This window comes from Exiguobacterium sp. s59 (assembly GCF_018617475.1).
GTDB lineage: Bacteria > Bacillota > Bacilli > Exiguobacteriales > Exiguobacteriaceae > Exiguobacterium > Exiguobacterium aestuarii.
Genome location: NZ_JACSKG010000003.1, coordinates 290,268 through 303,986, shown reverse-complemented (window position 1 = coordinate 303,986; position 13,719 = coordinate 290,268). Strand labels below are relative to the sequence as shown.

Below are 13,719 nucleotides of genomic sequence, written 5' to 3'. Positions count from 1 at the left end.
CTATGCAATTTGACTTACCACTTCATTATATGCCCAAAATGTAAGCGTTTTAAAACAGTGTTTTTCAAAAATCCTACTTTTTTCCTACAAATGTTCACATTTACACCTGTAAACTTCACATAAAGGAGCAGACAGGGAGCGAAATATACACCAATTTGGCTTCCGTTTTTAAAATCGTGGGAATTTTAATCGAATAGGAACAAGGTCCAGGATTCGACTTTTCGTGTCCTATGTCACAAAAGCGATTACGATTAAACTCTCAGATGATGATTGGCGTGAGATTGGATGTTTCTTTTGAGACGGTAACGGAAAAAGAAAAGATGATATGAAAGAGAAATGGAATATATCCATCTACAAGCTAATAAGCGAATATTTGTTCGTGTCTATGATATAATAAAGACACTTATGAAATGAGAAGGTGAGGAGTATCTTATGGAATCGATCCCGTTTGCATTACATTCTGAATTTCAACCAGGAGGTGACCAGCCTGAAGCGATTCGGCAGCTTGTCGAAGGCGTGAATCGGGGAGACCGTTATCAGACGCTCCTCGGGGCGACTGGAACAGGGAAGACGTTTACTGTCTCGAACGTCATTCAAGAAGTGAAGAAACCGACACTCGTCCTTGCCCACAACAAGACGCTCGCGGGTCAACTCTATTCCGAGTTCAAAGAATTCTTCCCGAACAACGCGGTCGAATACTTTGTCAGTTATTACGACTATTATCAGCCGGAAGCGTACGTTCCTTCGACCGATACGTTCATCGAGAAGGATGCTTCCATTAACGATGAAATCGATAAGCTGCGTCACTCGGCGACGTCGGCTCTCTTTGAGCGGGATGACGTCATCATCGTCGCATCGGTCTCTTGTATATATGGTCTCGGTAACCCAGAAGAATACCGCAGTCTCGTCCTCAGCCTTCGGGTCGGAAAAGAGATGGGGCGTGACGAGATGCTTCGTAAACTCATCGACATTCAATATGAACGAAACGATATCGATTTCCAGCGCGGACGGTTCCGTGTCCGTGGGGACGTCGTCGAGATCTTCCCGGCTTCGCGTGACGAACACTGTATGCGAATCGAATTTTTCGGTGATGAGATCGATCGAATCCGTGAAATGGACCCGTTGACGGGAGAAATCATCGCAGACCGAGATCACGTCGCCATCTTCCCGGCATCCCACTTCGTCACACGCGATGAAAAACTTCAAAAGGCAATCGTTAATATCGAAGCGGAACTCGAAGAGCAACTCGAAAAGTTCCGTGAGGAAGGGAAGCTGCTTGAAGCGCAACGTCTCGAACAGCGAACGCATTACGATTTGGAGATGATGCGTGAAATGGGGTATTGTTCAGGCATCGAGAACTATTCGCGACACTTGAACTTAATGCCAGAAGGCTCGACCCCATATACATTGATCGATTACTTCCCAGAAGACTTCCTGCTCGTTGCCGATGAGTCGCACGTGACGCTGCCGCAAGTACGCGGGATGTATAACGGAGACCAGGCGCGGAAACAAGTGCTCGTCGACCACGGGTTCCGTCTCCCGTCTGCGAAAGACAACCGTCCGCTCAAGTTCGATGAGTTCGAGAAGAAAGTCTCACAAGCGATCTTCATCTCGGCGACACCAGGTCCGTATGAGCTCGAACATACACCGCACATGATCGAGCAGATCATTCGTCCGACGGGACTGCTCGACCCGACGATCGAGATTCATCCGATTAAAGGTCAGATCGATTATTTGATGGACCAGATTCGCGAACGCATCAAGCGAGACGAGCGTGTCCTCGTGACGACGCTCACGAAGAAGATGGCAGAGGACTTGTCCGACTACTTGCGTGAAGCGGGAATCAAGGTCAACTATATGCACTCCGAGATCAAGACGCTCGAACGGATTGAAATCATCCGAGATCTTCGTCTCGGGAAATACGACGTGCTCGTTGGAATCAACTTGTTGCGGGAAGGACTCGACATTCCTGAAGTCAGTCTCGTGACGATTCTTGATGCCGATAAGGAAGGGTTCCTTCGTTCTGACCGTTCGCTCATTCAGACGATTGGGCGGGCGGCCCGTAATGCGAACGGACACGTCATCCTGTTCGCGGACAAGATGACCGACTCGATGGCAAGAGCCATCGAAGAGACGGATCGTCGTCGTACGATTCAACAAGCTTATAATGAAGAACATGGCATCACGCCACAGACAATTCGTAAAGACGTTCGTGGCGTCATCCGAGCGACGGTCGAGGCCGAGGAAGAGGCGCTCGAATCACTCAGTACGATGAAACCGGCCGAACGCGAGGCAGCGATTGCCAAATTAGAAGAAGAAATGAAGCAAGCGGCGCGCGATCTTCAGTTCGAACGAGCGGCCGAATTGCGTGACTTAATCTTGGAGTTGAAGGTAGGGAATTAAATGGCTGAAAAGAAAAATGCGATTGTCATCAAAGGGGCACGCGTCAATAACTTAAAAAATATCGATATTGATATCCCACGTGACCAGCTCGTCGTCTTGACGGGCTTGTCCGGCTCCGGGAAATCGTCGCTCGCGTTCGACACGATTTATGCGGAAGGACAGCGCCGCTACGTCGAGAGTTTGTCTGCGTATGCCCGTCAGTTCCTCGGACAGATGGATAAACCGGACGTCGATACGATTGAAGGATTAAGTCCTGCCATCTCAATCGACCAGAAGACGACGAGCCGAAACCCACGTTCGACGGTCGGGACGGTGACCGAGATTTATGACTATCTCCGACTCCTGTTCGCACGTATCGGGAAACCGGTTTGTCCGAACCATGGAATCGAGATTTCGAGTCAGACCATCTCTCAGATGGTCGACCAAGTGATGGAGTTGCCGGAACGAACCCGACTTCAGATTTTGGCACCGATTGTGTCAGGTCGTAAAGGGACGCACGTCAAAGTGTTCGACTCGTTGAAAAAAGAAGGGTTCGTCCGTGTCCGTGTGAACGGAGAGACGATCGAGCTGACGGATGAAATCGAGCTCGACAAAAACAAAAAGCATTCCATCGAAGTCGTTGTCGACCGTCTCGTCGTCCGACCTGATGTCGAAGGACGCCTCGCCGACTCTCTCGAGACGGCATTACGTCTCGCCGACGGACGTGTCATCATCGACAAGATGGACGGTACTGAGCTTCTCTTCAGCGAACACCATGCCTGCCCGATTTGTGGATTCTCGATCGGAGAGCTCGAGCCACGCATGTTCTCCTTCAACTCACCGTTCGGGGCTTGCCCGACATGTGACGGACTCGGGACGAAATTAGATGTCGACCCGGAACTCGTCATACCAGACCCATCGAAAACGTTAAAAGAAGGGGCAATCGCTGCATGGCAGCCGACGAGTTCCCAGTACTATCCGCAACTGTTAGCGGCGATGTGTCAGCATTTCAACATCGACATGGACGTGCCGTTCGAGCGCCTGTCGAAGCGTGACCAAGAGCTCGTCTTGAACGGTTCTTCGGAAGAGTCATTCCTGTTCCGCTACGAGAACGACTTCGGTCAAGTCCGGACGAACACAATCTTCTTTGAAGGGGTGCTCCGTAACATCGAACGCCGCTACCGCGAGACGACGTCCGACTATATCCGTGAACAGATGGAGATGTATATGGCAACCCACGCCTGCCCGACATGTCACGGCTATCGCTTGAAAGAAGAGTCACTCGCCGTCAAGATCACCGGACAGCACGTCGGACAAGTGACGGAGAAGTCGGTCGTGAACGCCCTCGCGTTCTTCGAAGAGCTCAATGAACAGCTCAGTGAAAAGGATATCGCCATTGCCCGTCTCATCTTGCAGGAGATTCGGGAACGACTCAGCTTCTTGAATAACGTCGGTCTCGACTATTTGACGCTGTCTCGTGCTGCAGGAACACTCTCAGGTGGGGAAGCGCAGCGAATTCGCCTCGCGACGCAAATCGGTTCACGCCTCACAGGTGTCTTGTACGTCCTCGATGAACCATCAATTGGTCTTCATCAACGAGATAACGACCGCTTGATCGCGACGCTCAAACAGATGCGGGACATCGGCAACACGCTCATCGTCGTCGAGCATGATGAGGACACGATGATGGAAGCCGACTATTTGATTGATATCGGACCGGGTGCCGGGGAGCACGGTGGACAAGTCATCGCCGCCGGGACACCGAAGCAACTCATGAAAAACAAGAACTCGCTCACGGGGCAATATCTCGCCGGGAAGAAGTTCATTCCGCTCCCAGTTGAACGGAAGATGCCGGACGAGCGTTTCTTGAAAATCATCAAGGCGGAAGAGAACAACTTGAAAGATGTCGACGTCTCGATTCCGCTCGGGATGTTCGTCGCCGTGACGGGCGTATCGGGTTCTGGGAAGTCGACACTCATCAACGAGATTCTCTATAAATCGCTCGCGCACAACATGAACCGTGCCAAAGCGAAACCAGGGAAGCATAAGAAGATTGAAGGTCTCGAGCATATCGACAAAGTCATCGATATCGACCAATCCCCAATCGGACGTACACCGCGTTCGAACCCGGCGACGTATACGGGCGTCTTCGACGACATCCGCGACGTCTTTGCCTCGACGAACGAAGCGAAGATGCGAGGGTATAAGAAAGGACGTTTCAGTTTCAACGTCAAAGGCGGACGCTGCGAAGCGTGCCGTGGGGACGGGATCATCAAAATCGAGATGCACTTCTTACCGGACGTGTACGTACCGTGTGAGGTCTGTCACGGTAAACGATATAACCGTGAGACGCTCGAAGTGAAATATAAAGGGAAGACGATTGCCGATGTCCTCGATATGACAATTGAGGAAGGGCTCGAATTCTTTGACAAAATTCCGAAAATCAAGCGGAAGATCCAGACGATCTATGACGTCGGTCTTGGCTATATGAAACTCGGTCAGCCGGCGACGGAACTCTCGGGTGGGGAAGCGCAGCGTGTGAAACTCGCCTCGGAGCTCCATAAACGCTCGACCGGGAAGACGATTTATATTTTGGATGAACCGACGACAGGTCTCCACGTCGACGACATCGCGCGCTTGTTGAAAGTGTTGCAGCGCCTCGTCGAGAACGGGGATACGGTACTCGTCATCGAACATAACCTCGACGTTATCAAGTCGGCCGATTATTTGATCGACCTCGGACCAGAGGGCGGAGACGGTGGCGGACTCATCGTCGCGACGGGAACGCCGGAAGAAGTCGCGGAAGTGTCTGGCTCGTATACCGGCAAGTACTTGAAGCCGGTACTCGAACGAGATGCGGCTCGTGTGAAACCAAAAGCAGGAAAAAAGAAATAAGTATAGAAATGGTGAGAAACGGGAAGGTAATTGACGTGCAACCAAATTGAAGGGGGAAAACGAACGTGAAACAAGAAATGCGTGAACTGATTCTCCAGCAAGTGAAGGAAGGCAAGATGACAATCGAGGAGGCGATGACGCAACTCGAGCGTCTCGAACGCCTTGAACCAGAACAAGTCAAGGCGTTAGAAGAGCGACAAGACACGGAAAAGGTCGATGCCTATTCGGTCGAATCGCTCACAACGAAACTGACGTCTGCGGTAGAGGGGCTCGTCACGAAGCTTCGTGACAGCGACTTCTCCTTCAGCTCGAATTTCGGGCCAGAAGTGACGTATTCGAAATCATTCCCATTCACGGGCACCGACATCTCACTCGATCTCTTCAACGCATCGGCGACGATCGTCTCGTCAGATGCAGAAGATTGTGAGCTCATCGTGACTGGTCGTCCGCTTCGCCAACAAGACGCGGACAAAGCGCTCGAACAGTTGCAGTCGGCGGTCAAACATTCCGTCATCGGAGACCGTCTCGTCGTCTCATTGCGTGATAAACTCGTCCGGGCCCATGTGGAGCTGTACGTCCCGCATCACCATTTCAACCATCTTCATATTCAGACGTTGAACGGGGAAGTTCGTGCCGATGGTCTTGACGTCGAGAACGTCCGGGTTCAAACGGCGAACGGTCGCGTCGTCTTACATGACGTGCATGCATCGGAACTCCTCCTTAACACCGGAAACGGGACAGTCGAGGTCGAAGGTGTCGAAGCAGAGCTCGTCCATGTCCGTACCGGAAATGGGGCCGTCATCGTCGGCGGGAAGTACGACAAAGCATCCCTCAAGACGGGTAATGGAAACATTCGCGCGGAGCTTGCGACTGCTCGTCCGGCCAAGTTCGAACTCGCCTCGCTCGCCGGAAACGTTCGACTCGTGTTACCGCATGGTGTCGAAGTCGAAGGTGAACTTGAGACGAACTTCGGTGGACTCCACTGCTTGCTCGACGAACTTGAAATCATCCGTGACCGAAAAGACGTCGCGCAGCGTCGGCTTGAATTCTTGTCCGGTCGTGGACAAACGCCTCGCATCGAAGTCGAAGCGGGTACGCGTACCGGTACAATCGACTTGGAACACGGATCGGTATACACACCGTCGACATTCCTTGAGGAAGAACAGACGGAGCCATCGGATCCGGTCGATCCCGTCGACCCAGCTGATTTGAACAATCCGTTCCATCAACAATAAGCAAATCCCGAAGGCTTAGCCTTCGGGACTTTTTTGATTAAAGATTCATTTCATATTCCATCTGTTGCCAATCCATCATCTGTGTATCAAACAGCGTGAATGCACTGACTGCGAAGACGATGAAGAGGACCGGTCCGGCAATGAGCAAGATGATGCCGAGAAGACGCATCGATTTCGAACGATTCCAGTAGAAGATGATGGCGACAATCATCGAGATGAGCGCACCCGACAAGAAGAATCCGATGATATTCAAGATGAACAAGAGCAAAACCGTCTCGTTTTTCGTCGTTGCGTACTCTTTCCACATATCAATCAGCGACTTGATGATGTAGATGAGGGTCCCGATTCCGATGACGAGCGCGATGATTACGACAATCCAAAATAAAGCATCCATATTTTCACCTCCTCTATTTGCCTATACCCTTCCTACGAACGCTATGTATGAAAGTTTCAACAATTTTTTGACACGTTCTTCATCACTTCTCTAACCCTACATAGAAAGAGCTATGATACAATAATGAGCGTGAAAGGGGCAGATACTGATGCAAAATATCGTACGTACAGCTCAAGTCGTTGAGCGTTTTAAACTTCAAGTCATTGCGGGAGAAGAGGGGCTTCATCGTCCGGTCGCTACACCCGACCTGAGTCGTCCTGGACTCGTCCTCGCCGGTTATTACACGCACTATGCGAAAAATCGTCTTCAAGTGCTAGGGAAGACAGAGTTAACTTTCTATGCGAGCTTATCGGAAGAAAAGCGTCGCGAGCGTGCTCGGATCTTATGTACGGAATCGACACCTGGGATTTTAATCACACGTGGATTTGACATTCCGAAAGAAATCGAAGAAGAAGCGGAAGCGGCAAACGTCCCACTCATGCGGACGAATGCGGTGACGACTTCGATCGAATCGCAAATCACGAACTTCCTTGAGATGGAACTCGCGCCGATGACGGCGATGCACGGGGTTCTCGTCGATATTTATGGCGTCGGCGTCCTCATCAAAGGACAAAGCGGTGTCGGGAAATCGGAGACGGCACTCGAGCTCGTCAAACGCGGACACCGTCTCGTCGCCGATGACTCGGTCGAGATTCGTCAAACGGGTGACCAGCTCCTCGTCGGTTCAGCACCAAAGCTGATTCGTCATTTGCTTGAGATTCGTGGAATCGGCATCATCGACGTCATGACCTTGTTCGGTGCAGGTGCGGTCCGGTCCCATAAAAAGATCAGTCTCATCGTCAACTTAGAGAACTGGGACGCTGGAAAAGTGTACGACCGCGTCGGGCTCGATCACAACACGATGAAAATCATCGACAGTGAAGTCCCGCTCCTCACGATCCCGGTCCGCCCAGGTCGAAACTTGGCGGTCATCATCGAGGTCGCAGCGATGAACTATCGTCTGCAAAACATGGGGATCAATACGGCTGAAGAGTTTGCGGAACGTCTCGCGAACGCGATTCAGGACACTGAAGGAGACTTGTGATCATGGTAGAACCGACATTTGATCGTGTAGCGTTTGAAATTGGCTCTCTTCCGATATATTGGTATGGCATGATTATCGCTTTCGGAGCAATGCTCGGACTCGTCCTTGCCCTCTATGAGGCGAAACGGATTAACTATGATTCGGAACGACTCGTCGACGTCGTCATCTGGTCGATTCCAATCAGTATCATCTTCGCGCGTATTTACTATGTGACGTTCCAATGGGATTACTACTCAGAGAACCTCGGGCAGATCATCGATATCCGTCAAGGCGGGATTGCCATTCACGGTGCCATCTTCGGGGCACTCCTTGTCGTCATCGTCTATTGTATGCGAAAATCGATGTCGTTCTGGAAAGTGACGGACATCTTGGCGCCATCACTTCTCCTCGGACAAGCAATCGGGCGCTGGGGGAACTTCATGAACCAAGAGGCCCATGGTGGCGAGACGACGCGTAGCTTCCTGCAAGATACGCTCATGTTACCGGATTGGATCGTCAATCAGATGTATATCGATGGCGCATATTATATCCCGACGTTCCTCTATGAAAGTGTTTGGAACATCATCGGGGTCATCCTCCTCGTCGCTTGGCGTATGATTGGGAACCCACGTCGTGGATATATCTTCTTGTCTTACCTCGTCTGGTATTCAATCGGTCGCTTCTATATTGAAGGACTCCGGACAGATAGTCTTATGTCAGGCGATTTGCGTGCAGCCCAAATGGTGTCAATCGTGCTGATTCTCTTCGGTATCGTCATGATGATCCTTCGCCGCAATGCGAAACGATACAATGACCCATCAGAGAAAGGATTGTTTGATTAATGGATACGCTCTTATTTGACTTAGACGGTACGTTACTCGATACGAACCCGCTCATCATCGCCAGTTTCCGCCACACGTTTGAGTATTATTTCCCGGAACATACGTATCGGGATGAGGACATCTATCGTTTCATCGGACCGACGCTCGAGAAGTCGTTCCGTGAATTGAACGAAGCGGAATGGAAAGAGATGCAAGCGTTCTATCGGAGTTTCAATATCGCCATGCACGACCAACTTGTCGCCGAGTATCCGGGTGTCATCGAAGGCCTATATCGCCTTCATGCGAAAGGATACAAGATGGGCGTCGTCACATCGAAAGGTCGTCCGGTCGTCGAACGCGGTCTTCGGTTGTTCAACATCGACCACTTGTTTGACGTCGTCGTGACGGCGGACGATGTCGAGAATGAAAAACCACACGCCGAACCGGTCGAACGTGCGCTTCAAGCGCTTGGTTCGTCACCGGAGCGAGCGGTCATGGTTGGGGATAACGATACAGACATCTTCAGCGGGAAAAATGCAGGGACGAAGACGGTCGCTGTCGGCTGGGCATTAAAAGGCCGTCCGTTCCTTGAGTCACTCGAGCCGGATGTCATCATCGACTCGATGGAACATTTTGAGGCATGGCTTGACGAGGTCAGCGTTCATGCGTAAGACGAAACGGTTTCGCATCGACGGACCGAATCCGCTTTGGCAGATGTATCGGACGATTCGCTTTCTGCGTGTCTTCAAAAACACGTCGGTCGTGCTCATCGGTCGTTACTTCCCTTCGGTGAAGGCGAAGCGTTGGCTGTACCGGACATTTCTCGGTATGAAGATTGGCGAGTATAGTGCCCTCGCCCTCATGGTCACGCCGGACGTCATGTTCCCGGAACGGATCACGATTGGTCGTAACACCGTCATCGGATTCAATTCGACGATTCTCTGTCATGAGTATCTCGTCGATGAGTACCGGATCGGGGACGTCGTTATCGGAAATGAAGTCTTAATCGGGGCGAACGTGACCATCTTACCAGGTGTGACAATCGGCGACGGTGCGGTCGTCGGTGCGGGTGCGGTCGTGCACCGCGACGTCTTACCAGGTGAGCGGGTCGTCGGTTCAAAGCTCCAGTCGCTGACACATATTTGACACAATTTTTCGCAAAATGTTTTTATGCCTTTTTTGTATAGAGGCGTGAAAGAATACTTGAGCGGTATCACTTTTTTTAAAAGAGATGCCGCTTTTTAATGGGAAAATGAACCGAATTGACGGAATCATATTTTCGTTCAAAAACAATTTTTGGACCTAGTAAAAAATATTCATTATAGAGGGAATATAGTCGCAATTTTTTTTAACTTTTTCAGTTGCCCTCGTTGTTCGAGTGCGGTATTCTTATCCCTGCAACTAAAAAAAGATTTAGAGATGATGTGGAGGATTTAGAATATGGAAGCGAACTATGAAGCAGTAATGACGCTACCCGAACCAGAATCTCCGCTCGCTGCGGAGCTCCACTACTATAGAGGTCGTCGTGCGTTACGGGAAGGTCGCCTAGATGAAGCGACTTTTTTCATGGCTGAAGCGACAGCAGCAGCCACGCATCGCGTCGACTATCATAAACAGTACGCAGAACTGTTATTTGAAGTAGGGGAGGTCTACCACGCCAATGACGTGTGGAAACGAGTATTAGAGCTCGACGAGACCGCGACAGAGGCGCTCTATCACTTAGCGAGCAACTGTGCCTATGTCTCTCAATATGAAGAAGCGGCGAACTATGCTTCTGAATATCTCGCCCGTGACACGAAAGGTCACTACGCGGAAGCCGTGCAATCCCTTCTTGAACTGATCGAACTCGAACAAGAGCTCGAGGACGAGGAAGAGGACGAATTGATCACATGGCATACAGAAGCACAGCGTCAAATCGACAAAGGCCGACTTTTTGCGGCGAAGGCGACGCTCGAACGTTTGATCGGGCAGTACCCATCGTTTTGGCCAGCCTACAACAACCTATCCGTCGTCAGTTTTTACCTCGGCGATGACCAAGCGGCGTTCCGGACGCTCGAATATGTGCTCGACCAGAACCCGGGCAACTTGCATGCAATTTTGAACACGATTCTATTGCTGCATGAGGCGGGACAATCCGAAGCGGCGACGCAGTTATCGACGCCACTCACACGTGTCCGTCCACTCCAATTTGACCTACGTTATAAATTGGCGACGACACTTGCGCTCGTCGGACATTATGACCGTGCGTATGAAGAGTTACGTCTATTGAAAGACCGCGGTTTTCGTGGAGACCCATTGTTTGGGCATTGGCTCAGCGTGTCTGCCTATAAGACAGGACGATTAGAAGAGGCAGCCACCTACTTGAACAATGAAGAGATGAAACGTTTCGAAGAGAAGCAAAGTTTCGACATTCGGGAAAACCTCGAGTTTCGTTCGGCGCTCGTACAAGGTCTTCGTCAAGAGACCGACCTAGCGCGAGTCGAGATCATTCGAATCATTTCTAATTTAAAAGATGATGAGGCGTTTGAGGCGCTTGCGCTGACGAACGCCGTCACGGAGAATGAGACGGTCCGTGCCTTCGCAGAGATGTGTCGTGCCGACCTCTGTCAACAACCGTTCCACGGAGACGCTCGCGTCAAGCGCGCGTTTGACGCCCTCGTCCTTGCCGAAGCGCATGTTTCGGAAGCTGAACGGATGAGTCTTGAAGGTGACTTCTATGAACGATTTGCGACGCTATTGTTGTCTGATGAAACATTTATGGACGTAACGGCATCGGCCGCTGCGCTCGTCTGGATGTTTTATACGAAACGTGACGCCTTGATTCTTGAGGACTGTGCGAACGCCTTCCATCTCCCGGTCGATACGTTGACAGAGACGGTTCGTTCGTTCAAACGGACACTCGAACAAGCATAAAGATAGACGATACCCATACAGGTTTCTTATACTAAAGGCAATCAATTTCTTGCAGAGGTGGAATCAACATGACAGAAGAAAAAATTTATGACGTCATTATCATCGGTGCCGGTCCTGCCGGAATGACCGCTGCGCTATATGCTTCACGTGCGAACCTTTCAACACTTATGATCGAACGCGGAATTCCAGGTGGCCAAATGGCCAACACGGAAGACATCGAGAACTACCCAGGATACGACAGCATTCTCGGTCCTGACTTGTCTCAGAAAATGTTCGACCATTCGAAAGCGTTCGGTGCGGAGTATGCATATGGGGACGTGCAAAGCATCTCGGATGAAACAGAATATAAAATCGTCCATGCGCACAACCGCGACTACAAAGCGCGTGCAATCATCCTCGCCTCTGGTGCTCAGTATAAGAAAATCGGTGTACGGGGTGAAGAAGAACTCGGTGGCCGTGGCGTATCGTACTGTGCGGTATGTGATGGAGCGTTCTTCAAAGGGAAAGATTTGTTCGTCATCGGTGGTGGCGACTCAGCTGTTGAAGAAGGTGTCTTCTTGACACGTTTCGCAAACAAGGTGACAATCGTTCACCGTCGCGACGAGCTCCGTGCTCAAAAAATTCTTCAAAAACGTGCGTTCGACAATGAGAAAATCGATTTCATTTGGAACCACACATTGAAAGAAATTACAGAGAAAGACGGAAAAGTCGGTGGGGCTCGTCTCGTCAGCACGGTTGACGGTACAGAGACAGACCACGATATCGACGGCGTCTTCATCTATATCGGCATGAACCCGATCACTGGATTCGTCCAAGACCTCGGGATTACGAACGAGCAAGGCTACATCGTCACGAACGAGGCGATGGAAACGAATATCCCAGGAATCTTCGCTGCCGGTGATGTTCGTGAGAAAACGCTCCGCCAAGTCGTCACGGCGACGAACGACGGATCGATTGCCGCTCAGAACGCTCAACACTTCATCGAGGGGCTCCTCGAATCGTTGCAAGAACAAAACGCATGATTCAAGAAGGTAGGACTGCGGGGAACCGCGGTCCTTCTCTTTTTTTCGGACGTTCGTTATACTAGATGGAGAGAGCTACACACACGGCTCGGTTGTCAATTTTAAGGGGGCGTCAGCGAGATGGAAGATTTTAAAGGATTAGAAGAATTGATCATCATCAGCGGAATGAGCGGGGCTGGGAAGTCCGTCGCGATGAATAGTTTCGAGGATCTCGGCTATTTCTGTGTCGATAACTTACCACCGGTTCTCTTACCACAATTGATTGATGTCATCAGCTCGGTCCGACCGAAAATCGCGGTCGCCATTGATACACGTACGAGAGATTTTATCGATAGTTTGTTCATCGTCATCGACGATTTGGAAAAGAAGAATGTACACCCGCATCTTCTGTACTTAGAGACGCGCGACGACGTGCTCGTTCGTCGCTATAAAGAGACGCGCCGGTCACACCCGCTCGCCCCAGAAGATGCGCCACTTGTCGGCATCCAGATGGAGCGCGAACTGTTAGAAGGGTTCCGCGACCGTGCCCATACGCTATACGACACGAGTGACTTGAAGCCGCAGATGCTGAAGGACCGCATCTTGCAACAGTTCAACGAGGAACGTATTCCGTTCACGGTCAACTTCATGTCGTTCGGGTTCAAACACGGGGTCCCGCTCGATGTGGACTTACTGTTTGATGTCCGCTTTATCACGAACCCGTTCTATATCCCTGAACTTCGACCGCTCACGGGTCAGACGACGGAAGTGCAAGACTACGTCATGTCGCATCCGGAGGCGCGGGCATTTTATAAGAAGTTGATCGATATGCTCGAATTCCTGCTTCCGCAATATAAGCGGGAAGGGAAGACGCAGATCGTGGTGGCATTCGGTTGCACAGGCGGCAAACACCGCTCGATCACGTTCGCCGAGAAAGTGTCAGAGCATTTCGCAGAGCGTTACAACGTGAAGACGGTCCACCGTGACCTTGCCCACGCGACGAAGGAGAAATGAT

Annotated in this window: 11 protein-coding genes; 10 read left to right on the top strand and 1 reads right to left on the bottom strand. The window is 50.9% G+C overall.

Annotation, left to right across the window (positions count from 1 at the left end; all coding sequences use genetic code 11):
• Positions 1-432: 432 nt before the first annotated feature.
• From uvrB to KNO91_RS07440, 3 genes are all read left to right on the top strand, one after another.
• Positions 433-2,403, top strand: a complete 1,971-nt coding sequence (gene uvrB, locus KNO91_RS07450; RefSeq protein ID WP_214817270.1) for an excinuclease ABC subunit UvrB — start codon at positions 433-435, stop codon at positions 2,401-2,403.
• Positions 2,404-5,277 carry an excinuclease ABC subunit UvrA gene (gene uvrA / locus KNO91_RS07445; RefSeq protein ID WP_214817267.1) on the top strand — a complete coding sequence of 958 codons (2,874 nt, stop codon included), beginning with the start codon at positions 2,404-2,406 and terminating at the stop codon, positions 5,275-5,277.
• Between the two features lie 65 nt (positions 5,278-5,342).
• Positions 5,343-6,512, top strand: coding sequence for a DUF4097 family beta strand repeat-containing protein (locus KNO91_RS07440; protein ID WP_214786935.1), 1,170 nt, complete (start codon positions 5,343-5,345; stop codon positions 6,510-6,512).
• A gap of 37 nt (positions 6,513-6,549) precedes the next feature.
• Here KNO91_RS07440 and KNO91_RS07435 read toward each other — a convergent pair whose 3' ends face one another.
• A complete protein-coding gene (locus KNO91_RS07435) occupies positions 6,550-6,906 on the bottom strand; it encodes a hypothetical protein (protein WP_214786938.1) in 357 nt (118 codons plus the stop codon).
• 148 nt (positions 6,907-7,054) lie between these two features.
• Here KNO91_RS07435 and hprK point away from each other — a divergent pair, with 148 nt between their 5' ends.
• The 7 genes from hprK to rapZ all read left to right on the top strand — a co-directional run bounded on the left by hprK (position 7,055) and on the right by rapZ (position 13,718).
• Positions 7,055-7,990: an HPr(Ser) kinase/phosphatase gene (gene hprK / locus KNO91_RS07430; protein WP_214786940.1), complete on the top strand. Its 936-nt coding sequence runs from the start codon at positions 7,055-7,057 to the stop codon at positions 7,988-7,990.
• Between the two features lie 2 nt (positions 7,991-7,992).
• A complete protein-coding gene (gene lgt / locus KNO91_RS07425) occupies positions 7,993-8,811 on the top strand; it encodes a prolipoprotein diacylglyceryl transferase (RefSeq protein ID WP_214817264.1) in 819 nt (272 codons plus the stop codon).
• The gene (gene ppaX / locus KNO91_RS07420; RefSeq protein WP_214795430.1) at positions 8,811-9,461 is read left to right on the top strand and encodes a pyrophosphatase PpaX; all 651 of its coding nucleotides are present in this window, start codon (positions 8,811-8,813) and stop codon (positions 9,459-9,461) included. Before lgt ends, ppaX begins: the two co-directional genes overlap by 1 nt.
• Entirely contained in the window at positions 9,454-9,936 is a 483-nt protein-coding gene (locus KNO91_RS07415) for an acyltransferase (protein ID WP_214786945.1), read from the top strand. Before ppaX ends, KNO91_RS07415 begins: the two co-directional genes overlap by 8 nt.
• Positions 9,937-10,230: 294 nt before the next feature.
• On the top strand, positions 10,231-11,703 hold the full coding sequence (locus KNO91_RS07410; protein WP_214817261.1) for a tetratricopeptide repeat protein: 1,473 nt from the start codon (positions 10,231-10,233) through the stop codon (positions 11,701-11,703).
• Positions 11,704-11,771: 68 nt separating this feature from the next.
• Positions 11,772-12,725, top strand: coding sequence for a thioredoxin-disulfide reductase (trxB, locus tag KNO91_RS07405; protein ID WP_214817258.1), 954 nt, complete (start codon positions 11,772-11,774; stop codon positions 12,723-12,725).
• A 120-nt stretch (positions 12,726-12,845) separates the two neighbouring features.
• Positions 12,846-13,718: an RNase adapter RapZ gene (gene rapZ, locus KNO91_RS07400; RefSeq protein ID WP_074033636.1), complete on the top strand. Its 873-nt coding sequence runs from the start codon at positions 12,846-12,848 to the stop codon at positions 13,716-13,718.
• Position 13,719: the final 1 nt, after the last annotated feature.